This is a genomic window from Rhodobium gokarnense (genome assembly GCF_025961475.1).
Classification (GTDB): Bacteria; Pseudomonadota; Alphaproteobacteria; order Rhizobiales; family Rhodobiaceae; genus Rhodobium; species Rhodobium gokarnense.
This window is the reverse complement of record NZ_JAOQNS010000005.1, coordinates 89,806-111,268: the sequence shown is the minus strand read 5'-3', so window position 1 is coordinate 111,268 and position 21,463 is coordinate 89,806. Positions and strand designations below refer to the sequence as shown.

Annotated in this window: 20 protein-coding genes; 11 read left to right on the top strand and 9 right to left on the bottom strand. The window is 67.1% G+C overall.

Features of this window, described 5'->3' with window-relative positions:
* The first annotated feature begins 2 nt into the window (after positions 1 to 2).
* Genes M2319_RS10240 through M2319_RS10225 form a run of 4 tightly spaced genes read left to right on the top strand, consistent with a single transcriptional unit; the run spans position 3 to position 5,140 of the window.
* Entirely contained in the window at positions 3 to 1,895 is a 1,893-nt protein-coding gene (locus M2319_RS10240) for a glycosyltransferase family 2 protein (protein ID WP_264601362.1), read from the top strand.
* A gap of 53 nt (positions 1,896 to 1,948) precedes the next feature.
* Positions 1,949 to 3,364 carry a hypothetical protein gene (locus M2319_RS10235; protein WP_264601361.1) on the top strand — a complete coding sequence of 472 codons (1,416 nt, stop codon included), beginning with the start codon at positions 1,949 to 1,951 and terminating at the stop codon, positions 3,362 to 3,364.
* The gene (locus M2319_RS10230; RefSeq protein WP_264601360.1) at positions 3,361 to 4,344 is read left to right on the top strand and encodes a response regulator; all 984 of its coding nucleotides are present in this window, start codon (positions 3,361 to 3,363) and stop codon (positions 4,342 to 4,344) included. The genes M2319_RS10235 and M2319_RS10230 overlap by 4 nt, the downstream gene beginning before the upstream one ends.
* A complete protein-coding gene (locus tag M2319_RS10225) occupies positions 4,328 to 5,140 on the top strand; it encodes a hypothetical protein (RefSeq protein WP_264601359.1) in 813 nt (270 codons plus the stop codon). Before M2319_RS10230 ends, M2319_RS10225 begins: the two co-directional genes overlap by 17 nt.
* Positions 5,141 to 5,182: 42 nt before the next feature.
* On the opposite strand, the gene M2319_RS10220 is transcribed toward M2319_RS10225, so the two are convergent.
* From M2319_RS10220 to hutC, 7 genes are read right to left on the bottom strand one after another with little or no spacing between them, the layout of a single operon-like run.
* Entirely contained in the window at positions 5,183 to 6,592 is a 1,410-nt protein-coding gene (locus M2319_RS10220) for an FAD/NAD(P)-dependent oxidoreductase (RefSeq protein WP_264601358.1), read from the bottom strand.
* Positions 6,589 to 6,906 carry a (2Fe-2S)-binding protein gene (locus M2319_RS10215; RefSeq protein WP_264601357.1) on the bottom strand — a complete coding sequence of 106 codons (318 nt, stop codon included), beginning with the start codon at positions 6,904 to 6,906 and terminating at the stop codon, positions 6,589 to 6,591. Before M2319_RS10215 ends, M2319_RS10220 begins: the two co-directional genes overlap by 4 nt.
* Positions 6,887 to 8,002, bottom strand: coding sequence for an NAD(P)/FAD-dependent oxidoreductase (locus M2319_RS10210; RefSeq protein WP_264601356.1), 1,116 nt, complete (start codon positions 8,000 to 8,002; stop codon positions 6,887 to 6,889). The genes M2319_RS10215 and M2319_RS10210 overlap by 20 nt, the downstream gene beginning before the upstream one ends.
* Entirely contained in the window at positions 7,999 to 8,712 is a 714-nt protein-coding gene (locus tag M2319_RS10205; protein WP_264601355.1) for an aspartate/glutamate racemase family protein, read from the bottom strand. The genes M2319_RS10210 and M2319_RS10205 overlap by 4 nt, the downstream gene beginning before the upstream one ends.
* The gene (locus tag M2319_RS10200; protein ID WP_264601354.1) at positions 8,709 to 9,305 is read right to left on the bottom strand and encodes a UbiX family flavin prenyltransferase; all 597 of its coding nucleotides are present in this window, start codon (positions 9,303 to 9,305) and stop codon (positions 8,709 to 8,711) included. Before M2319_RS10200 ends, M2319_RS10205 begins: the two co-directional genes overlap by 4 nt.
* The gene (locus tag M2319_RS10195; protein ID WP_264601353.1) at positions 9,305 to 10,633 is read right to left on the bottom strand and encodes a UbiD family decarboxylase; all 1,329 of its coding nucleotides are present in this window, start codon (positions 10,631 to 10,633) and stop codon (positions 9,305 to 9,307) included. Before M2319_RS10195 ends, M2319_RS10200 begins: the two co-directional genes overlap by 1 nt.
* A 6-nt stretch (positions 10,634 to 10,639) precedes the next feature.
* Positions 10,640 to 11,395, bottom strand: a complete 756-nt coding sequence (gene hutC, locus M2319_RS10190; protein ID WP_264601352.1) for a histidine utilization repressor — start codon at positions 11,393 to 11,395, stop codon at positions 10,640 to 10,642.
* Between the two features lie 285 nt (positions 11,396 to 11,680).
* Between hutC and M2319_RS10185 the strand changes: the two genes are divergently transcribed.
* The 7 genes from M2319_RS10185 to M2319_RS10155 all read left to right on the top strand — a co-directional run bounded on the left by M2319_RS10185 (position 11,681) and on the right by M2319_RS10155 (position 19,379).
* Complete coding sequence (locus M2319_RS10185) at positions 11,681 to 13,171, top strand: aldehyde dehydrogenase (RefSeq protein ID WP_264601351.1); 1,491 nt, start codon at positions 11,681 to 11,683, stop codon at positions 13,169 to 13,171.
* A gap of 5 nt (positions 13,172 to 13,176) precedes the next feature.
* The gene (locus tag M2319_RS10180) at positions 13,177 to 14,874 is read left to right on the top strand and encodes a thiamine pyrophosphate-binding protein (protein ID WP_264601350.1); all 1,698 of its coding nucleotides are present in this window, start codon (positions 13,177 to 13,179) and stop codon (positions 14,872 to 14,874) included.
* A 90-nt stretch (positions 14,875 to 14,964) separates the two neighbouring features.
* Complete coding sequence (locus M2319_RS10175; protein WP_264601349.1) at positions 14,965 to 15,984, top strand: extracellular solute-binding protein; 1,020 nt, start codon at positions 14,965 to 14,967, stop codon at positions 15,982 to 15,984.
* 102 nt (positions 15,985 to 16,086) lie between these two features.
* Positions 16,087 to 17,190 (top strand): ABC transporter ATP-binding protein, encoded by a 1,104-nt coding sequence (locus tag M2319_RS10170; RefSeq protein ID WP_264601348.1) that lies wholly within the window; start codon positions 16,087 to 16,089, stop codon positions 17,188 to 17,190.
* Entirely contained in the window at positions 17,180 to 18,040 is an 861-nt protein-coding gene (locus tag M2319_RS10165) for an ABC transporter permease (protein WP_264601347.1), read from the top strand. The genes M2319_RS10170 and M2319_RS10165 overlap by 11 nt, the downstream gene beginning before the upstream one ends.
* The gene (locus M2319_RS10160) at positions 18,037 to 18,831 is read left to right on the top strand and encodes an ABC transporter permease (RefSeq protein ID WP_264601346.1); all 795 of its coding nucleotides are present in this window, start codon (positions 18,037 to 18,039) and stop codon (positions 18,829 to 18,831) included. Before M2319_RS10165 ends, M2319_RS10160 begins: the two co-directional genes overlap by 4 nt.
* Positions 18,828 to 19,379: a TIGR02444 family protein gene (locus M2319_RS10155; protein ID WP_264601345.1), complete on the top strand. Its 552-nt coding sequence runs from the start codon at positions 18,828 to 18,830 to the stop codon at positions 19,377 to 19,379. Before M2319_RS10160 ends, M2319_RS10155 begins: the two co-directional genes overlap by 4 nt.
* Here the strand turns inward: M2319_RS10155 and M2319_RS10150 are convergent.
* Positions 19,376 to 20,077 (bottom strand): GntR family transcriptional regulator, encoded by a 702-nt coding sequence (locus M2319_RS10150; protein ID WP_264601344.1) that lies wholly within the window; start codon positions 20,075 to 20,077, stop codon positions 19,376 to 19,378. The genes M2319_RS10155 and M2319_RS10150 overlap by 4 nt on opposite strands.
* Positions 20,074 to 21,438 (bottom strand): formimidoylglutamate deiminase, encoded by a 1,365-nt coding sequence (locus M2319_RS10145; RefSeq protein ID WP_264601343.1) that lies wholly within the window; start codon positions 21,436 to 21,438, stop codon positions 20,074 to 20,076. The genes M2319_RS10150 and M2319_RS10145 overlap by 4 nt, the downstream gene beginning before the upstream one ends.
* Between the last annotated feature and the right edge of the window lie 25 nt (positions 21,439 to 21,463).

The following is a 21,463-nucleotide window of genomic DNA, read 5'->3' as shown; positions in this document are numbered from 1 at the left end:
CCATGGCGACCTTGACCGAGAGCGATATCTGGACCGGCGACCACCTGGTCGAGCAGGGCCTCATCAGCCTTTCCCAGTTCGACCAGGCCAGACGCCTGGCGGAGCAATGGAACGCCAGCCTCATCGATGTTCTGCTCGCCCGGAACTGGATCGACCCGGCCGAGTACTACCGCTCGCTGTCGGAGCGCTTCGACATCGAATTCGTCAGCATTCGCGAGGCGCTGCCCGATCCGGACCTCCTCAAGGAAGACGACGTCTCCGAATACATGCGCGAGCTGGCGATGCCCTGGCGCAAGCGCGACGGACGCATCGTCGTCGCAACGGCCCGCCCGGGCCCGGAATGCATCCTGTTCAGCCGCCGGCGCTGGGGACGCGACGTCTCCTTCGTCGTCACCAGCAAGTTCGACATTCACTGGGCCGTCCAGAACGTCTTTTCCGATCAGTATTCGCAACGGGCCGTGTTCGAACTGGCCGAGCGCGATCCCGTCATGTCGGCCCAGACCGTGTTCACGCCGACACAGATCATCGTCGGCTGGTTCCTGATGTCGGCGGCCGCGCTCGGGCTCGCCTTTGCGCCGGTGGTCAGCCTGATCGCCATCAATCTGGTGTTGTCGCTCTTTTATTTCGGCAATTTCCTGTTCAAGGCGATCCTGATCTGGGCCGGAGGCAACCACCAGACGAGCCGGACACGCGAGGTGGACGCGGGCGTCCGGATGCTGCGCGACGAGGACCTGCCGATCTACACGGTGCTGGTGCCGATGTTCCGCGAGCCCGAGGTCCTGCCGATCATCACCAATGCGCTGCGGCACCTCGACTATCCGACCTCGCGCCTCGACATCAAGATCGTGCTGGAGGAAGGCGACACCGAGACGATCGACGCGGCAATGGCGCTCGGTCTTGAGGGCATTTTCGAAATCATCCGGGTGCCGCCGTCAGAGCCGCAGACCAAGCCGAAGGCCTGCAACTATGCTTTGCGTTTCGCGCGCGGCGACTACGTCGTCATCTACGATGCCGAGGACAAGCCCGAGCCCGACCAGCTCAAGAAGGTCGTTGCCGCGTTCCGCCAGGCGCCGGACCACATCGCCTGCGTGCAGTGCCGGCTGAACTATTTCAACCGCGACGAAAACTGGCTGACCCGCCTGTTCACGCTCGACTATTCGCTGTGGTTCGACCTCATGCTGCCGGGCCTGGAACGGCTCGGCGTGCCGATCCCGCTCGGCGGCACCTCCAATCACTTCCGGATCGAGGTGCTGCGCGAACTGCATGCCTGGGACCCCTTCAACGTCACCGAGGACGCCGATCTCGGCATCCGCATGACCCAGAAGGGCTACGGCGTCTGGCTCATCGAATCCACGACCTTCGAAGAGGCCAACGTCTCGCACGCGAACTGGATCCGCCAGCGCTCGCGCTGGATCAAGGGCTACATGCAGACCTTCCTGGTCCATACCCGGCGCCCGATTCACCTCATGCGCACGATCGGCCCGCTGGGTGTTCTGGGCTTCGTGTTCTTCATCGGCGGCACGATGCTGTCCGGTGTCCTCAACCCGATCTTCTGGGGCATGTTCGTCGTCTGGGTGATCACCCAGACCTCGGGCTTCGACCAACTGTTCCCGCCGGTCCTGCTCTATCTCGCCCTGTTCAACCTGCTCGCCGGCAACGCCCTCATCACGTTTCTCATGATGCTGGCGCCGTTCAGGAGGAGATGGTTCGAGCTCATTCCGTTCAGTCTGACCGCACTCTGGTACTGGGTTCTGATGTCCGTCGCCGCCTGGAAGGCCGCCGTGCAGCTCATCACCAAACCGTTCTACTGGGAAAAGACGCACCACGGCCTGTCCAACCATACAGCCGCCGCCATCGCCATCGCGGCCCGTCAGACGGAGGAAAAGGCGGCATGACGCTCCGCGGCAGACATGTGGCACTGCTCGTCATGGCCGCTGCGACCTCTGCGATGCTCGCGCTGTCGCTGTTCCTGCGCGCGCATGGCTATGCCGCCGTCGGCGAACGCGATCTGTGGGGCCGGGCATTGCTCGTCAATGCCGGCGTCGTCCCGTTCGAGACGGCAGCGACCGCTTTCCCGCCATTGCCGCAGATGGTGGCGGTCAGCGTCAACTGGCTCTTGCCCGGCCTCGGGCCGTTGGCGCTCTCACTGCTGGTGGCCCTGCTTGCCGCCTGGCTGGTCACGACCTGGTTCGTCATGCTCCGCAAGGCCAAATTCGGCCTTGCCGCCAGCCTGGCGGTGACGGCGCTGCTGGCGTTCAACCCGATATTCGTGCGGGCGGTCACCGAGGGGACGGGCGGCGTTCTCGTTCTGCTGGGCGTGTGGCTGCTGGCGCTCGGCATCTTCAACCTGCGCCGGTCCTACCGCGTCAACGACATCATGCTGGTCTCGATCGCACTTGTCGTTCTGGCCTTTTCCCATCCCTTCGGGGCAGTGCTGGCGATCGCCAGCATCCCGTTTCTGGCGCTCGTCGCTCCCCCCGACCTGCTCGAGAGATCGCCGATCAGCGTTTTCCTCGTTCTGCTGTTTCCGTTGGCGTTCTCTGTCCTGAGCTTCATCTTCGTCAACTGGATACTGGCGGGAGACGCGTTTCACTTCCTGGCACGAGCGGCGGCGAACGTCGCCTCCATGAGCGATCGCAGCGGTGCCGTCTTCCCGCCAAACATGCTGGTCGTGGCGGCGCTGGCGGCAGCCGGCACGCTGGTGGCGGCTCCGATCACCATCGTCATGGCCATGCAGGCGCGGACCTTGCAGCCGCTGTTGCTGGCGACCATCGGTCTTTGCGCCATGCTGGTGTCGGCCATCGTCTTTGCCGCCCTCCTCGGCGTCGCGCCGCCTCTCGCCCTGGCGCTGGGGCCCGCTGCGGTCATCGCTGCGGCTTGTACGGTGTACTGGCCCGACAGCCGCCTCCACCGGCGGGCGATCATGCTTTGGCTGGTCGCAGGATTCTTCGGCGCGACGGTCATCCTTGTCGGCGACGCATCGCCGCAAACGAGGCAATGGCTCAGCGCTGCGCTCGGCGCGGAGCAAGGGCGCATGGAGGAAGAAAACGCTCTGCTGGCACGCCTGCTGGCGGACAGCAGGGACATTCTCCTCGATGCCGAGGCAGCCGGCGCGGTGGTCGCCATGCGCGGCAGCGCCGACGGCCTCCTCAGCGCCGACGCATTCGCCGTGCGCATCGCGTCGACGCGGCGCGAGATGACCTGGCCCGTCGTCGTGGTCCGCAACGCCGCCTCCGCCCTCGGCATGGACAAGGTCGGGCGCGCCTTTCCCGAATTGTTCGAGAAAGGGGCGCCCGGCTACCGGATGGTCTTCGACGGTCCCACCTGGCGCGCCTATCGGGCGATCGGAGAGGACCGGTCATGAACGCCTCCGTTTCAAGAATCCTGATCGTCGACGATTCCGAGGACGCGGCAGACATCACCGCCGCCTATCTCGAAGACAGCGGGTTCGCGGACATTCAGTTCGCCCGTTCGGCCACCGACGCCTTTGCGATGCTGGGCGTGGAGCCGTCCGGACGCGATAGCGATGCCGATGCCGATGCCGATACGTTCGACCTCGTGATCATGGACATCATGATGCCGGAGGTCGACGGCATCGAAGCCTGCGCGCGCATCCGCCTGCATCCGGCGGGCAGGGACCTGCCGGTCCTGATGCTGTCGGGCATGCGCGATACCGACGCGCTCAATCAGGCCTTCATTGCAGGAGCCAACGATTTCGTCGGCAAGCCGGTCAGCCAGATCGACCTGACGGCGCGCGTGCGCACGCTGCTTCGCTTCAAGCGCGAGCAGGAACGGCGCCAGCTTCGCGAGGTCGAGCTGCAACAAAGACACGAGGAACTGGCGCGCGGGGAACTCGGCGGCACGCTCGTCGATCCGTTGACCAGGCTCGCGAGCCCGTTCGTCATGGACGTCACCCTGCGCAGTTGCATGGAGAGCGGCGCCAGCGCCTGCCTCGCCCTGATCCAGATCGATGAGTTCGCCGCATTCCGGGCCCTCCACGGCGACGAGGCGACTGACGACCTGCTCCGCAGGGTCGCTGCCGCGATCGCCCGCGTGCCGGCGCCCCTGACGGCGGTTCTGACCGCCTACGAGCCGGGAGCCTTCATGATCGTGGAGCCGAACGCCCGCGACGCATTCACCATGCACAAGACATGTGAGTTCGCCCGCCGCCGTATCGCCGATCTGGAGATTCGCCATGGCAATTCCATCCACAACGCCTTCGTCACCGCCTCGTCCGCGGCGTCGCTGGGAACGGCCGACGCGCTCGTCGACCTGCCGGCCCATCTGCTGGCCGAGTTCGGGCGCCAATGGAGCCACGGTGACAGCCATGTCGAGATTGCGTGACCTTCTCGCGCCGGCCGCCGTCGCGGCCGGACTGCTCGCCGGCCTGGTGGTCCCTGCCTCCGAGGCCCGCGCCGGCGCCTGGACCCACGAGAAGGGAAGCGGCCAGGTCATCGGCACCTTCATGTATTCGAACAGCACGCGCGGCTTCGACGACCACGGCAACGTCGTCGACATCGAGGACTACACGAAGGCCGAAGCCTCGCTTCTGATGGAGTACGGGCTGACCTCGGACCTGACGCTGATGCTGACGCCGAGCTTCCGCCATGCCTCCATCGGCGACATCTCCAGCAGCAGCCGGCCCGGATACACCGAGTTCGGCGCGCGATACCGGGTGTTCCAGAAGGAGGGGACGGTGGTCTCGCTCCAGGGGCTGACGCGCATTCCCGGCACGCGCCGCAACGACATCCTCGCCAATGTCGGCAACACCGATACGGAATACGAACTCCGCGGCATGATCGGCCACGGCTTCAAGATCGGGGAAAAGGAGGCTTTCGTCGACGGCCAGGCCGGCTATCGCCTGCGCACCGGCGACCCGGCGGACGAACTGCGCCTCGACGGCACGCTCGGGTTCCGCCCGCGCCCCGACCTCCTGCTGCTCGGCCAGACCTTCAACACGATCAGCGTCAGCGATCCGGAGGGGATCTTCCGCCGCACCCGGGAGCACAAGCTGCAGCTCAGCGCCGTCTACGACATCAACGACAGCGTCTCGCTCCAGGTCGGCGGCCTCGGCACCGTCTACGGCCGGAACGCCCTTCGCGAACGCGGCGTGTTTTCCGCGGTCTGGCTCCGGTTCTGAGGACAGTCGCGGATGTGATCCGGCACGGGCGCGCGCCGACTTTCAGCAGTCGCCTTCGTCGAGCGCCGCGAGTTCGCCCACGCTGATCGGGCGGAGGGGGTCGCGGACGGTCAGCATGCCGACATCGTCCATCGCCTGCGCGCGTTCCGATGAACAGAGCGCGCTGAGCACGGGACCGCACATGCGGCCCTGGCAGGGGCCCATCCCGGTCCGCAGGAATGCCTTGATCTGGTTCGGTCCGCTCGCCCCGTCCGCGATGGCGGCGCGGATATCTTCCGCGCGGACCTCCTCGCAGCGGCAGACGATCGCCTCGTTCGGCGGAGCAAGGGTCTCGGCGCGCGGACGATACAGGCGATCGAGGAAGGGTCGCGGCGCGAGATGGGCCGCGATCTCCTTGCGCAGCCGCCGCGCCTCCCGTTCGGCGTCGGAGGCAGAGCCCCGGCCGTCGCGCGAGAGGATTCCGCAGGCGGCCAGCCGGCCTTCCAGAAGCGCCGCCATCGCGCCGCCGATGCGGCCGCCGTCGCCGGCAATGAAGACGCGCTCCAGCGAACTCCGCAGCTCCGTATCGCGGCGCGGCAGGAAAGCCTGGGCCTCCTGCGACCAGTCATGGGCGCAGCCGAGGGATCGGGACAGGTGGGTCTCGGGGATCACGCCCTCGTGCAGGCCGATCCGGGCCGCCTCGAAGCGCCGCCGCCGCCTGCCGATCCGGCAGTCGATGGTCAGCCCGTCCTCAGGCCCGGCCTCGATCCTGAGATCGCGGACGCGGGTGTGGTGGACGATCCCGGCGCGGCGCAAGGTCAGCAGCAGGCGCAGGCCCTTGGTCAGATAGCCGGCGCCCTTACCGAAAAGCGCCTGCTGCAGGTGGGCGAGGGCGGGCATCATCGCGGCCGGATCGGCCGTGTCGAGCAGCGTGAGGTCCCGCTTGCCCGCCGCAACGCATTGCGCGGCAAAGAGATAGACGAGCGGCCCGGTGCCCGCCAGCACCAGTGGCCCTTCGGGCAAGAGGCCCTCGCGCTTCAGCAGGAGTTGCAGGCCTCCGACCGTGGTGACGCCGGGCAGCGTCCAGCCCGGGCAGGGGGCCGGACGTTCCATCGCGCCGGTCGCGAGCAGCAGTTGGCGGCCGTGATGACGCGAGATGCCGTCGGCGCCGCGCAGCCAGACGGTGCCGTCGGCCTCGGCGCGCCAGAGCCCGGTCGAGAAGGCCAGCGTCGCCCCGCTGGCGCGCAGGCGCGCGACGGGGTCGCGCCCCGCCAGGTAATCCGGTCCGAGGAGCGCGGCGCGGGCCGCTGGAGACCGTTCGATGCCGCGCCAGATGAGGCCGCCGGGCGCCGGCGCCTCGTCGAGCGCGAGCACCCGCAGCCCGCGCTCGGCCAGCGCGGTCGCGCCGCCGATGCCCGCGGGCCCAGTCCCGATGACGATGACGTCCCAGTTCGTCGAGGCGGTGAGCGTCATCGCGCGCCCCGCTCGTCGCTGCCGGGCGAGCCCGCGACGCCGGCTTGCCGTTCCACCCGCAGTCCCTCGCCGCAGGGCGTCATGCAGGCGCGCTGGTTGTCGGCGCCGTCGATGCGCACCAGGCAGTCGTAGCAGACGCCCATCAGGCAGTAGGGCGCCCGCGCTGCGCCGGTGACGGGCGTTGCGCGAAAGGTGGCGATGCCGGCGGCCATAAGCGCGCTGGCCACGCTGTCGCCCTCGCGGAAGGGCACCGGGCGGCCCTCGAAGAAGAACTGCCCGCCGGCGGGGGCGGGATCAACGCGGCGAAGGCGCAAAGCGTGTGCTCCTCATGTTGCCGGGCGCGGGGCCGAGGGTGCCGGCGGCCAGCGCCGGGCCGAGCTCCAGCGCATGCACGCTCGCCAGCGTCACGCCGCTGTGGCAGGTGACGACGAACGCGCCGGGATAGTCCGACGCCTCGTCGTAGACCGGTAGTCCGTCGGCGGTCATGATCCGCACGGCGCCCCAGGCGCGCACCAGCCGCGCCGAAGCCAGCGCCGGAAAGGTGCGAACGCCGATGCGGCAGAGCCGCGCGATCGTGGCGACGTCGGTGCCGGTGGAAAACCCCGCATCCTCGTGGGAACTGCCGATGAGGACCGTTCCCTCCCGGGTCTGGCGGACTGTGTTGGTGGGACGGTTCAGGAACGGCGCGACCCGCTCGGTCACCACGATCTGCCCGCGCTCGGGCGACAGGGGCAGGTGAAGCCCGACCTGGGCGGCGAGGTCCGTCGTCCCGAGGCCGGCGGCGATGACGACTTTGCGCGCCCGGAGCCGGTCGCCATCGGCGCATGTGATCTGAAATCCGCCACCCGGCGCCGGGCGGAGGCCTTGCACGGGTGACTTGTTTCGCAGCGTGCCGCCGTGCCGTTGAAAGCCCACCTGGAAGGCGCGCAGCGTCGAGAGCGGGTTCGCCTCGCCGTCGAGGTCGGAGATCGAGGCCCCGAGGACCTCGGGCCCGATGCCGGGCGCGATGGAAGCGACCTCGTCGCGGTCCAGCAGCCGGATCGAGATGTCGCCGCCCTCCGCGGCGGTGCGGGCGATCATGTCGCGCCGGGCCTCAAGGTCGGCATCGGACAGGCAGAAGTTCAATCCGCCACCGCCGCGCCAGCCGCTGTCGAGCCCGGTTTCCTCGCGCAACAGACGGTCGAGCTCCGGCCAGAGGCGCCCGGCCCGGATCGACCAATGCATGTAGTCGGGATGTCCGAGCCCCTTGCCCTGAAGCCAGACCAGCCCGAAATTGCCGCGTGTGGCGCGCAGCGCCAGGTCGCCCTCGTCCAGCAGAAGGACGTCGGCGCCCGCGCGGGCGGCGCCCCAGGCGATCGACGAGCCGATCAGCCCACCGCCGATGACGGCGAGGTCGACCCCCTCGCTCATACCCGGTACCGGGGCGGAACCAGGGCGTTGTGGAGCCAGGTGACGAGGGTGACGATGTCGTAGACCGGCAGGCCGAAGCGACGCGCGATGGCGTCGGAATAGGGCGGCAGGTTCGCGCATTCCAGAACGATTGCCCCGACATCGGGATGCGCGGCGAGAAGCCGTTCGACCGTCTCCAGCGCATCGCGCTCCTGCGCGGCCCGGTCGACCTGTTGCGCGTTGTCCCGCATGTTGGCACGGATCGGGCCGTCGGCCGGCAGTTCGGCGATCGGCAGGCCGGGCTCTGCGCCGACATTCCGGAAATGCCGCTCCTGCAGGGCGTTTGCGTCCGACACGACCAGTCCGACGCGCCGGCCGGCAGGCAGGCTGCGTTCGATCAGCGGGATCTGCAGCAGCGCCGAGGCGAAAAAGGGCACCGGCGAATACCGGGTCAGCTCGTCCTGCACGGCCGCCAGGAACCCGCAACTCGTGGTGATGGCCCTGGCGCCGAGCGAGACCAGGTCGTCGATCGCCTCGTGAAAGGCGGCGAGCGCCAGGCTCGCATCACCCTCGATCACATCGGCCGGGCGCACGCCGCGAACGACGCGGAACTGGACCGGGAACGGCCAGGTCTCCGCATGGGCAATGTCGCCGGGCAGGCGTTCGAACGCGGTATCGAGCACGATGATCCCGATCGTCGTGCCATGAACCGTGCGGCGCGCGGATGTCACGGGGCGTTCTCCGTCAGGGCGTCCTTCAGGCCGCCCCAGCGCTGGATGGCATCGGTGTCGATCCCGAAGAGGTCGAGCGCACGGGCTGAGGAGTGGGTGACCATCTCGTCGAGCGAGCCGGGATGGGCATAGAAGGCGGGCACCGGCGGCATGATCGCGGCGCCCATCTCGGTCAGCGCGGTCATGGTCCGCAGGTGACCGAGATGCAGCGGCGTCTCGCGCACCATCAGCACCAGGCGCCGCCGTTCCTTCAGCACCACGTCGGCGGCGCGGCTCATCAGGCTCGACGTCACGCCCGAGGCGATTTCGGACATGGTGCGCACCGAGCACGGCGCGATCAGCATGCCCATGGTCCGAAACGACCCGCTGGCAATGGAAGCGCCGATATCCTGCACCGGGTGGACGATGTCCGCCTTGGTCTCCAGGTCGTCCTTCTGAAGGCCGAGTTCCTGGTGCAGCGTCAGGAGCGCCGCGCGGCTGACCACCAGATGCGTCTCGATCCCGGCCGCGCGGGCGAGTTCCAGCGAGCGGATCCCGTAGACCGCGCCCGAGGCCCCGGAAATCCCGACGACGAGCCTTTGCCGCGCGTCCATCAAGCTCCCTCGAACCAGTCGGACAGGCGTATCTCGTCCGCCATGCGCAGCTTCTTGCGCAGGAATTCGTCCTCGCGTCCCCAGGGCTTGGTGGCGTCGATCAGCATCCGGCCCCAGTGATCCTTCTGCTCGTCGCGGTAGAAGGACGGGGTGTCGGGAATGATGATCGTGTCCTTGTCCGGACGCGACCGGGTGAGGATCGCCCACTGCACGTCGTCCATGTCGTAGATGTCGACATCGGTATCGACGACGGTGATCTGCTTGGCCCAGATCGGCTCGGCGCCGATGGTGGCCAGCATGACCTGGCGCGCATGGCCCTCGAACTGCGGCTCGATCTGGACGATGGCGTGGTTGACGAAGGGCTGGCAGGTGACGTTGACGATGCCCGGCAGCGCGGCGCTGAGGCGCTGGTAGATGCTGGCCGACACGGAGAGCTCAAGCGTCAGCACCTCTTCCGGCGAGCCGCACAGGATCGAATGGAACAGCGCATCCCTGCGCACGGTCACGCCGAGGACCTCGAACACGGCGTTCGGGCCAACCGGCACGTAATAGCCCATGAACTCGCCGAACGGGCCTTCCGGGCGGCGTTCGTTGGGCAGGAAGCGACCCTCGATCACCACCTCGGTTTCGGCCGGGACCTCCAGGTCGATATGGTTGCACTTGCGCATCGCGATCGGCGTGCCGCGCAACTGGGCGGCCACCTCCAGCTCGTCGACGTCATAGGGCAGGGGCGCCGCCGCCGTCAGAAAGGCGTGGGCCGGAGGACCGATCAGCATCGCGGCCTCGAGCGGCCTGCCCATCTTTTCGGCCTTCTCGTGGTAGATCGTCAGGTGATGGCGCGGCGCCAGGCGGCAGCGAAGCTCGGCATCGCTGATATACATCGAACGGTGGTAGGAGAGGTTGCCGACGCCGGTTTCCGGATCCTTGGCGATGAACATCGCCGATGTGAAATAGGCGCCACCATCGCGGTCGGAATAGGTGATCAGCGGCAGGTCGGAGAGCTTGACCTCCTCATACTCGATCCCGGTGTCGCCCGCCGGCACCAGCGGCTCGCGCAAGGTGCCTGCGCCGAGGGAGGAGAGGTTGCTCCACTGCCGGCAGAAGTCCTCGGCCTTGATGTCGATTACCTCGGCGAGGCGCTCCCTGGTGCCATAGACATTGCTCACGACCGGAAACCGCGTGCCCTTCACATTCGTGAACAGCACCGCCTTGGCCCAGGCCTTCTGGGCATGATGGGTCACCGCGGCCAGTTCGTGGGCCGGATCGATCTCCCTGTCGACGACCAGAAGATCGCCGCGGTCCTGCAGCTTCGCTACGAATTCTCTCATTGGTCCTCAGCGGCCCTTCATGTTCGGCGTGGGGGAGACGATGCGGTTGATGCGCGCCTCGTGCGAACTGCGCAGCCGGTAGCGGTCGCCGGGATAGAGGAAGCGGCTGCGGGTCACCGGAATGCCGTCGCGCCATGTCGAGCGGTCGAGCAGCAGGCAGGGCTGGCTGGCCTCGATCTCAAGGAGCTGGCGTGCCTCGTCGTCGGCGCGGATTGCCCGGATCGTGTTGTCGACATAGGTGACCGTCGTCTCGCGGATCAGGTAGGCCTGCGGCGTCACCTTGGTGAAGTCCTGCTCCAAGTAATCCGGGGCTTCCTCGCCGTTGACGAAACGGTCCTCGAGCTGGATCGGCGTTCCGTCTTCCAGATGCAGGAGGCGGGAGTGGAAGATCGGCGTGCCGGGGCCGACCTGCAGCATGTTCCGCCGGGCGCTGTCGGGCGGCAGCGCGCAAAGCGCGATGACGCGGCTGCTGTGGGCGCCGCCGTTCATCGCGATCTCCTCGGACATGTCCGGAAGGTTGAAGACCGCGCACTGCATGCGCGGGCCGACCACGAAGGTGCCGCGCCCCTGGATCCGGATCAGCACGCCTTCCGTCTGCAGCTCGCGCAACGCCCGGCGAACGGTCAGCTGCGACGCGCCGAACTCCTCGGCCAGTTTTATTTCCGACGGGACCTGGAAGTTGGCGGGCCACTCCGCGGCTTCGATCCGGCGGTCGATGGCGTTCTTGATCTGCTCGTAGAGAGGGTTGTCGGCTTGGGGCATGGCGCTCTTGGATAATGATATCTGTTTTAGAGGGGTTCGGTATCGGATCGAGCGTGTCCGGCCCGCACTGGAACGGCCGACACAAGCACTCCCTTATGGCATAGCGTGTTTTTTCCCTCAAGTCGCCGTTTTATGCACAAATTTTATGCATCTCAACAATCGTGCTTGAACCCATAGCAGGGTTATTGACAAGCAATAATGATATCAGTTTATCTGGTAAAGAGATATCGAAAAGCGCTGCGCGGCTGCGGAGCCCCGCCCGCCGCCGCTGTGAAAGGAGCCAGAATGCCCGAACAAGTCTTGTCCAAGCTGTCCATGTACATCGATGGGGAATGGGTGGCTCCGGCGTCCGGGGACTATTTCGAGACAGTGGATCCCTTCACTGCGCAGCCGTGGGCGCTGGTGCCGCGCGGCAATGCCGAAGATGCCGATCGCGCGATTCGGGCCGCGCATCGCGCTTTCAAGGAAGGGGAGTGGGGGCGGATGCACCCCACGGCGCGCGGCCGGATCATCCAGCGCTTCGCGGAACTGATCGAGGAGCACGCCGACGCCCTGGCCGAGGTCGAGGTGCGCGACAACGGGCGCCTGCTGGAGGAGATGAAGCACCAGATCCGTTACATCCCGCACTGGTATCACTACTATGCGGGCATGGCCGACAAGATCGAGGGCACCGTGCATCCCTGCGACAAGCCGGCGTTGAGCTTTTCGCGGCATGAGCCGCTCGGCGTGTGCGTCGGCATCGTGCCGTGGAACGCGCCTCTGCTGCTGTTCTCGCTGAAGGCCGCGCCGGCGCTGGCGGCCGGAAACACCATCGTCATGAAGCCGGCCGAGCACACCTCGGCGACGGCGCTGAAGCTGATGGAGCTGGTCGAGCAGGCGGGCTTCCCGAAGGGCGTGATCAACGTCGTCACCGGCTTCGGCCCGGAGGTCGGCGAGCCGCTGGTCGCGCATCCGCTGACCCGGCATCTCGGCTTCACCGGTTCCACGAAGACCGGCGCGCACCTCTATGCGCTGGCCGCCAGGGACATCAAGCGCGTCAGCCTGGAACTCGGCGGCAAGTCCCCCAACATCGTCTTCGCCGATGCCGACCTCGACAATGCGGTGCGCGGCGTCGTCGGCGGCATCTTCGGGGCGACGGGCCAGACCTGCATCGCCGGATCGCGCCTGCTCGTGCACCGCTCGGTGCATGACGAATTCCTCGACAAGCTGGCCGCCTTCACCCGGCAGGCCCGGATCGGCGATCCGCGCAAGCGGGAGACCCAGATCGGCCCGATCGCGAACCAGATGCAGTACGACCGCATCCTCGGCTACATCGACATCGCCCGGCAGGAGGGTGCCGAGCTGCTGATGGGCGGCCAGCGCCCGGATCTGGAGGAATGCGGCACCGGCTTCTTCGTCGAGCCGACCATCTTCGCCGGCGTCGACAACGACATGCGCATCGCCCGCGAGGAGGTGTTCGGCCCGGTGCTTGCCGCGATCGCCTTCGACGAGCCGGAAGAGGCGGTAGCGATCGCCAATGACAGCGAATTCGGCCTTGCCGCCGGCGTCTGGACGTCGGACATGCGGATGGCGCTGAAGATGTCCGAACGGCTCGAGGCGGGCAGCGTCTGGGTCAACACCTATCGCGACATTTCCTACACCACGCCGTTCGGCGGCTACAAGAAAAGCGGTGTCGGGCGCGAGAACGGCGTCGCCGGGATCTACGAGTATCTCCAGACCAAGGCGGTCTGGCTGTCGACCGCCGAAGAGATCGAGAATCCCTTCGTCATAGGATGAGGAAAATGAGTATGAGGAAAGGCGCCGAAATCCTGGCCGACGAGTTGCGCCTGAACGGCGCGGAGCTCGTCTACCACGTGCCGGGCGAGAGCTTCTTGGTGGCTCTCGACGCGCTGGCGACCCGGCACGGCGACATCCGCCTGGTCGGTTGCCGCCACGAGAACGGCGCGGCGCAGATGGCTGAGGCCTACGGCAAGCTGACCGGCCGTCCCGGCATCGCCTTCGTCACCCGCAGCCCCGGCGCCACCAACGCGGTCAACGGTGTCCACACCGCCTATCAGGATGCCTCGCCGATGATCCTGATCGTCGGCCAGGTCAAGCGCTCGATCCTCGAGCGCGAAGCGTTCATGGCCTACGATTTCCGCACCATGTTCGCGCCGATGACGAAATGGGTCGCGCAGATCGACGATCCGGCGCGCATCCCGGAATTCGTGCAGCGCGCCTACGCCACCGCGATGTCGGGCCGGCCCGGGCCGGTCGTGCTGGTCGTGCCGGAGGACGTGCTGGAAGAAGGCGCCGACGTCGAGGAGAGCGGGCCGGCCGGGCTCACACGGGCCGGTGCGCCCGCGGCGGAGGACCTCGCCCGCATCTTTGCCATGCTGGAGGCGTCCGAGCATCCGCTGATCGTGGTCGGCGGCTCGGGATGGACCGAGGCCGGGCGCGAGGCCGTCCAGCGCTTCGCCACCGCCGCGGGACTGCCGGTGGTCACCACCTTCCGGCGCCGGGACATCATCGACCACCGCCTCGACTGCTATGTCGGCGAGATCGGGATCGGCTCGAACCCTGCACTTCTGGCGCACATCCGCGACGCCGATTTCGTGCTGATGCTGAACGATGCGCTGAGCGACGTGAACACGATCGGGGCGGGCTACATGGAAGGGTTCACGCTCTTCGACATCCCGCATCCGAAGCAGAAGGTGGTCCACGTCATGCCCTCGGGCGACGACCTCAACCGGGTGTTCCAGGTCGATATGGCGCTGGTCCAGGATACCGAGCGCTTCGCCGAGGCCCTGGCGGCGCATCCCTTTACGCCGAGGCCCGGTCACGCGGAGTGGAGCGCGCGGCTGCGCGCCACGCTGAACGAGGAGCGCCAGCCGCAGCCTTGCCCCGGCGACATCGATCTGCCGGCCGTCATGCTGTGGCTGCGCGAGCGGCTGGCCGAGGACGCCATCGTCACCAACGGCGTCGGCGCCTACGCGACCTGGAGCCAGCGCTATTTCCCGCACTACCGGATGCACACCCAGCTCGGCCCGATCTCCGGCTCGATGGGCTATTCGCTGCCCGCCGCGATCTCGGCCAAGCTGACCTTTCCGGAGCGCACTGTCGTCAACCTGGTCGGCGACGGCTGTTTCCAGATGAGCTGCGAGGAGATGGCGACCGCCGTCCAGTACGGCGCCAACGTGATCGTCATCCTCTTCAACAACAGCCTCTACGGCACCATCCGCATCCACGAGGAAAACCGCCTGCAAGGGCGCGCCAACGGCACCGATCTGGTGAACCCGGATTTCTGCCTGTGGGCGAAGTCATACGGCGCCCATGCCGAGAGGGTGGAGAAAACCGAAGATTTCGCCCCCGCCTTCGAGCGCTGCCTGGAAGCCGGAAAGCCCGCCCTCATCGAGATGATCGTCGACCCCGAGGCGATCCATTGCCGCTATTCGCTCAGTGATCTCAGAGCGCGTCGTGCTGCGCGCGAGAAGACCTGAACGGAATGCGATCGCGCCGAGCCCGCCGCAGAAGCGGACCGGCGTTTCACCGGACAGCAATGTCCAAACCTTCCAATAGGAGGCATGCGAATGCGAACTACCCTCATTATCTCGACAGCCCTGGTGGCGTTGACCGTCGGTACGGCAGCGGCCCAGGATTGCGCCCTGCGCGTCACCACGTGGGGCGGCAGCTACCAGGCCACCTACGAAATGGTCGCCGAAAAATTCGAACAGGAGCACAATTGCGAGATCCAGTGGGTCGTGGGGTCGAGCCCCGATCACCTGATCAAGTCGCGGCTCGGCCAGGTCGACGTGACGACCAACACGCTCCTGAACTCAATCGCCGGTGAGAAGGAAGGCCTGTGGATGGAGCTCGACGCCTCCAAGATCCCGAACATGGCCAACCTCTACGACAACGCCAAGTACTCGCCCTACACCATCTTCGCCAATGTCGGCGACTATGTCCTCGCCTACAACACGGACCACATCCCGGACGCCCCTGAGAGCTGGGATGCGCTGTGGAACCCGGACTACAAGAACCACGTCCTGATCTACGGCTTCGACCACATCCCGACGCTCAGCCTGATGGTCCTCAAGGCCGAGCAGGGCGGCGGCGGCGTCGACGAGATCGAGCCGGGCCTGAAACGCATGGCCGAACTGGTCAACAGCGGCAACCTGATCGGCGGGCTCGACGTGGAAAGCCAGATGGTCTCCCTGTTCCAGACCGAGGACGCCTGGCTCGGCATGCTGGCGACCGGGCGGATGAAGGAGCTGCTCGGCAAGGGCGTCACCAATGTCAAGTTCACCCGGCCGGAGGAAGGCACCTTCCCGCTGATCACGACCATCAACATCCCCAAGACCGCGAACGATCCCGCAATGGCGGCGGCCTTCGTCGACTACATCCTCAGCCCCGAAGTGCAGCTCGCCTTCGCGACGCGGAACCTCTACGCGCCGACCGTCAAGAACGCGCCGATCCCGGAGGACTTCGAGTTCGGCGACTTGCTTGTGCAGAACGAGGCCTTCGGCCGTCTCTTCCTGCCGGACCAGGAAAAGATCACCGCCCACAAGGCGGAATGGCAGCAGGAACTCAACGAGATGACGAAGAAGTAACGCAGTCGGCGTCACGGGCTTTTCAAGTCCGTGACGCCATGCCGGCCCGTCCCCGGGCGGGTCCGGCACCCGGCTGGCCAGTCAAACGGATACGGTGAAGAGATGTCCGACCACGCCATTCAGGTGAACGGAATCCAGAAGCTCTACGGTACTGTGAAGGCGGTCGACGACGTCTCCTTCGATGTCAGGCAGGGAGAGTTCACCTCGCTTCTGGGGCCGAGCGGCTGCGGCAAGACCACGACGCTGCGCATGATCGCGGGCTTCATCGATCCGTCCGGCGGGTCGATCCGCATCAACGGCCGCGAGGTGACCCATCTTCCCCCCGACAAGCGCGATGTCGGCTTCGTGTTCCAGAATTACGCGCTGTGGCCGCACATGACGGTCGCCGAGAACGTTGCCTTCGGACTGAAGCTGCGCCGCAAGAAACGCGCCTTCATCCGCAACAAGATCGAGGAAGTGCTGGCGGTGACCGGGCTCACCGGCTACGAGGACCGCCTGCCGAAGCGGCTCTCCGGCGGCCAGCAGCAGCGCGTGGCGTTGGCCCGCGCCCTCGCGCTCGAGCCGCAACTGCTGCTCATGGACGAGCCGCTCAGCAATCTCGACCGGGCGCTGCGCGTCTCCATGCGCCGCGAGCTCAAGCAGTTGCAGAGCCGCATGAAGATGACGACGCTCTACGTCACCCACGACCAGGAAGAAGCGCTGTCCATGTCGAACCGCGTCGTCATCATGAATGGCGGACGCGTCGAGCAGATCGCCGAGCCCTATGCGCTCTATGAGGCCCCGGCCAGCAGCTTCGTTGCGGATTTCGTCGGCATCACCAATTTCTTCGAGGGCACGCTGGTGCAGTGCGCCGACGGCTGGGACGAGGTGCGCCTCGCCTCGGGGCAGGTCCTGAAGGCCCGCGCCGGGGAGGCGAGCGCCGGCAAGCCGGGCGACGTTGTCCGGGCGCTGATCCGGCCGGAGCGGATCATCCTTCTGGCCGAGCCGGAAGACGGCCCCAACGTGCTGGGCGGACGGGTCGAGCTGTCCGAATATTTCGGCGCCGTGCTGCGCTACACGATCCGGCTCGACTCCGGCGACGTGCTGCGCCTGGAAGTCCACAATTTCGACCGGTTCCTGGAAAACGGCGCCCCGGTGCAAGTGCGGGTTCCGCCCGAGCATCTTCGCGTCATTCCCCTCGACGGGCGAGGCCGCGATGCTGCGTAGGATCGCGCCGCCGCTGGTCCCTGTCGTCATCGTCCTGCTGATCTTCGTGGTCGCGCCGATGCTGTGGGTGTTCCGCACCAGCTTCAACGAGCTCGTCGACGGCGCCTACATGGTCGACGCGCTGACGCTGAAGAACTACACGCGGTTCCTGGGCAATCCCTGGTACCTGATGAACACGCTGTGGTTCTCGATCCGGATCGCCGTGGTGACGACGGCGATTTCGGTCGTCTGCGCCTATCCCGTCGCGCTCTATGTCGCGCGAACCCACGGCCTGCAGCGCAACATCCTGATGACCCTGATCATGGCGCCGCTGCTGATCGGCCTGGTGACGCTCGTCTATGGCTGGATCGTGATCTTCCGCGGCGGCGGGCTGCTCAATTCGCTGATGATCGCGCTGCACGTCTATGACGAACCGGTCCGCTACATGTGGAACATCAAGGGGGTCGTCATCCTGCTGGTCTATATCGGCACGCCCTATATCGTGCTGTCGCTGCTGGACTCGATCGAGAAGATCAGCCCCTACCTCGTCGAGGCCGCGCGCAATGTCGGCGCCAGCCGCTGGACCGCGTTCTGGAAGATCGTCTTTCCCCTGACGATGCCGGGGCTCTATGCCGGGCTGGTGATCGTGTTCTCGCTGAACTTCGCGGCCTTCGCCGTGCCCCTGATGGTCGGCGACACGTCGACCCAGATGATCGGCCTCGTCATCTACCGCGAGGCGCTGCTCAACAACGATCTGCCCTTCGCATCGGCGCTGTCGGTGATCATGATCGCCGTCAACGCGCTGATCCTGGTCGGCATGGCGGCGCTGTTCGGGCGGCTCATTCTGCGCAAGCTGGAGTCCGATCGATGACGCGCTTCGATCTCGGGGGAATGGCGCTGCGCCTCTTCACCGCGCTGATGATGCTGTTCCTGATCTTCCCGATCGGGGTGACCCTGATCGTGTCGTTGAACCCGCGCGAGTTCCTGCTGCCGCCGACCGGGATCACCTTCGAGTGGTTCCGCGCGGCCTGGACCTCTGAGACCTTCCTGCGCGGCATGGGCGTCAGCCTCGTCCTCGGGGTCAGCGCCTCGCTGATCGCCAATGCCCTGGCGCTGCCCGCGTCCATGGCGCTGGTGCGCAACGAGTTTCGCGGCAAGGGGGCGGTGAGCCTCTTCATCATGTCGCCGATGCTGATCCCGACCACCATTTTCAGCCTGGCGCTGTACATCTACTTCGTGCGGATCGGATACGGGTCCGGCCTGCTGCCGCTCCTCGTCGGCCACACGATCCATGTGCTGCCCTTCGCCATGCGCATCCAGAGCGCCAGCCTGCACCGGTTCGATCCGTCCCTGGAAGAGGCGGCGCGCAATGTCGGCGCCGGCCGGCTCAGGACGCTGGTGTCGATCACGCTGCCGACGATCCGCACCGGGCTGGTCTCCAGCTTCGCCCTGTGCTTCATCCTGTCGTGGAACGACTTCCCCATTTCCGTCTTCCTGGCGCCGCCCGGATGGACGCCGCTGCCGGTCGAGTTGTTCTCCTACATCAAGTTCCAGTACGACGCCGTCGCCGCCGCCCTGGCGAGTTCGCTGATCGTGCTCTCGGCCATCGCGATGGTTCTGATCGACCGGTTCGCGGGCCTGCGCCGGGTCATGCGCGGATGACGGGGCAGGAGCAAACACCCGCGGACGGGCCGGAGGGCGCACTTTGGGCGTTCGCGCTCGCGGTCTACGGCCGGCGCGGCGTTGCCGAGGCCTGCCTCTGCCTGCAGGATCGCTGCGGCGCCGACGTCCCCCTGATGCTGGCGGTGCTGTTCGCGGCCGGCCGGGGCATGGCGCCCGACCGGGGCCGAATGGAGCGGCTCGACACGCTTTGCAGGGACTGGCGGAGCGAGGTCGTCATGCCGCTCCGCAAGGCGCGCCGCTGGATCAAGGGGCGGGACTGGATGGAGACCCATGCGGCCGTTCCCGCGCTGCGCGACGGCATCAAGGCTCTGGAACTGGAAGCGGAGCGCATTGAGCTGATGGCGCTGGAGGCCGAGGTCGCGTCCTGGGGCGAGCCCGCGCGGGCGCCCGCGACGACGGACTATCGGAATGTGCTGGCCGAGTTCCTGCGGTTCTGTGAAGCGGGTTCTGGAAGCGATGCCGAGGGCGCCGATGTGGAAAAGGCCGTCGCGACCATCGTGGAGGCCGTGCGCAAGGAAACGCTCTAGATCTTGGTGTTCATCCGGTAGCCCGGCGCATAGGACAGCCTGACCGAGGTGATCGGGATGTCCTTGTCCCAGGTGATCCGGTCGACGACGAAGATCGCCGCGCCGAGTGGCGCCTCCAGGAGGTCGGCGAGGGCGGCGTCGGCGTTCATGGCCGAAAATGCGATATCGCCGGTCGTGTAGGGCGCGTTTTCGATCAGCCACTCGTTGGAGCTGACGGCGCTGAAATCGACGCGCTCGACCCCGGGCAGGGCGGCGATGTTCATCCACCGGTCCTCATGCAGGAACGGATGGTTGTCGGCAAAGTGCAGGCTGCGCACATGCAGCATCTGCGCGTCCGGATCGAGCCCGAGGCGGCTGGTGATCCTGACCGGCGGAACGCAGGCGGTCTTTTCGATCAGGCTCTGGCGCCACTCCGCGTTGCGCTGCTCGACCTCCAGCCGGATGATCGGGATGTCGAGGACGACCCGGCTCGCCGGATGGGTCGCAACGCGCGTTCCGGCCTTGCGCCGGCGCACCAGGAGGCCGGCGTCCGCAAGCTCGCGCATCGCGCGGTTCACCGTTGTGCGGGCGCAGCCGAACTCCTCGGCAAGATCGACCTCGTTGGGGACGAGACTGCCGGCCGGCCACTCCTTCTCGTTGATGCGCCGCAGCAGTTCGCTCTGCACGCCGCGCCAGGAGTTGGTGTCGGTGTCGGTCAAATGCGTTCCCTCAGTGACCGCATCGTCATGCGGTAGCCCCGCTCGATCGCGTCCCGGCGGATATGGCGTCCGCCGCGCACGACATGCCGCCCGGCGGACCACAGGTCGGCAACCATTCCGTTGTCGCCCGCGAAGATGAAACTGTCCAGCAGGTCGTCGCCGCGCCTGTCTTCCAGGTCGGCATGGCCTGTGTCGAGTGCGACGAGATCGGCCCATTGCCCGACGTCGATCTCGCCGGAGCCGCGGCCCGTTGCCTGCGCACCGCCGCGCGCCGCGCCCTCGAACAGCACCCGGCCGGTGGATTTCGTGTCCGAGGCCAGTATCGCGCGGCCCCGGTCGCGCAGGCGCTGGGAGTATTCCAGCGTCCTCAGTTCCTCGGCAAGCGCGATGCGGATGTCGGAATCCGATCCGATGCCGAACCGGCCGCCATCGGCGAGATAGGCAACACCGTTGAAGATGCCGTCGCCGAGGCTCGATTCCGTGATCGGGCAGAGGCCGGCGACCGCGCCGGTCGCGGCCAGAGCGGCGGTCTCGCCGTCCGTCATCTGGGTGCAGTGAACGAGGCACCAGCGCGCATCGACATCGTGGTTATCGAGGAGCCATTCGACCGGCCGTCGTCCGTAAGCCGCAAGGACCTCGTCGACCTCTCCGGTCTGCTCGGCCAGATGCATGTGGATCGGGCCGCCCGGCGCAAGGTCGATCGCGGCCGCGAGGCCGTCCGGGCTGACCGCGCGCAGGGAGTGCGGGGCGACGCCGACCCTCGTGTCGGCTGGGAGGCCGGCGACGCGTTCCGCTGCTCCGTCGAGAAGCCGCGCGAAGCGGTCGATATGATTGCCGAACCGCACCTGGCCGGGACCGAGGGGCGCGCCGTCGCAGCCGGCCTGCTGGTAGAGGACGGGCAGGAGCGTCAGGCCGATGCCGCTGTCCTCCGCCGCCGCCGCGATGCGCCCGGAAAGCTCCGCAAGGTCCCCGTAGGGCCTGCCGTCCGGCTGGTGATGGACATAGTGGAATTCGCCCACCGCGGAAAAGCCGGCCTCCAGCATCTCCATCTGCACGAAGGCCGCGATCGCCTCGATGTCGTCCGGCGTCAGCGCGTCGAGGAACCGGAACATCAGCTTGCGCCAGGTCCAGAACGTGTCCCGGCCCGTCGGGCCCCGCCGTTCCGTCATGCCGGCCATGGCGCGCTGGAAGGCGTGCGAATGCAGGTTGGCGGGTGCGGGAAGCAGCGCGCCGACGCGGATCGCGCCCGGCGCAGCCTCCTGCCCTATGGCGCCGATCCGCCCGTCGGCGTCGATCTCGACGGTGACGTCGCGCATCCACGCGCCGCGAACGAGCGCCTGTTCTGCCTGGATGGTCTGCATCGCGAATTTCCGTTGACAGGTTTTT

Coding starts and splice junctions, on each gene's coding strand:
- M2319_RS10165 (WP_264601347.1), top strand. CDS start 17,180: ATGCTGCGTAGGATCGCGCCGCCGCTGGTCCCTGTCGTCATCGTCCTG.
- M2319_RS10175 (WP_264601349.1), top strand. CDS start 14,965: ATGCGAACTACCCTCATTATCTCGACAGCCCTGGTGGCGTTGACCGTC.
- M2319_RS10195 (WP_264601353.1), bottom strand. CDS start 10,633: ATGAGAGAATTCGTAGCGAAGCTGCAGGACCGCGGCGATCTTCTGGTC.
- M2319_RS10210 (WP_264601356.1), bottom strand. CDS start 8,002: ATGAGCGAGGGGGTCGACCTCGCCGTCATCGGCGGTGGGCTGATCGGC.
- M2319_RS10180 (WP_264601350.1), top strand. CDS start 13,177: ATGAGTATGAGGAAAGGCGCCGAAATCCTGGCCGACGAGTTGCGCCTG.
- M2319_RS10185 (WP_264601351.1), top strand. CDS start 11,681: ATGCCCGAACAAGTCTTGTCCAAGCTGTCCATGTACATCGATGGGGAA.
- M2319_RS10220 (WP_264601358.1), bottom strand. CDS start 6,592: ATGACGCTCACCGCCTCGACGAACTGGGACGTCATCGTCATCGGGACT.
- M2319_RS10155 (WP_264601345.1), top strand. CDS start 18,828: ATGACGGGGCAGGAGCAAACACCCGCGGACGGGCCGGAGGGCGCACTT.
- M2319_RS10230 (WP_264601360.1), top strand. CDS start 3,361: ATGAACGCCTCCGTTTCAAGAATCCTGATCGTCGACGATTCCGAGGAC.
- M2319_RS10200 (WP_264601354.1), bottom strand. CDS start 9,305: ATGGACGCGCGGCAAAGGCTCGTCGTCGGGATTTCCGGGGCCTCGGGC.
- M2319_RS10225 (WP_264601359.1), top strand. CDS start 4,328: ATGTCGAGATTGCGTGACCTTCTCGCGCCGGCCGCCGTCGCGGCCGGA.
- M2319_RS10160 (WP_264601346.1), top strand. CDS start 18,037: ATGACGCGCTTCGATCTCGGGGGAATGGCGCTGCGCCTCTTCACCGCG.
- M2319_RS10170 (WP_264601348.1), top strand. CDS start 16,087: ATGTCCGACCACGCCATTCAGGTGAACGGAATCCAGAAGCTCTACGGT.
- hutC (WP_264601352.1), bottom strand. CDS start 11,395: ATGCCCCAAGCCGACAACCCTCTCTACGAGCAGATCAAGAACGCCATC.
- M2319_RS10240 (WP_264601362.1), top strand. CDS start 3: ATGGCGACCTTGACCGAGAGCGATATCTGGACCGGCGACCACCTGGTC.
- M2319_RS10145 (WP_264601343.1), bottom strand. CDS start 21,438: ATGCAGACCATCCAGGCAGAACAGGCGCTCGTTCGCGGCGCGTGGATG.
- M2319_RS10235 (WP_264601361.1), top strand. CDS start 1,949: ATGCTCGCGCTGTCGCTGTTCCTGCGCGCGCATGGCTATGCCGCCGTC.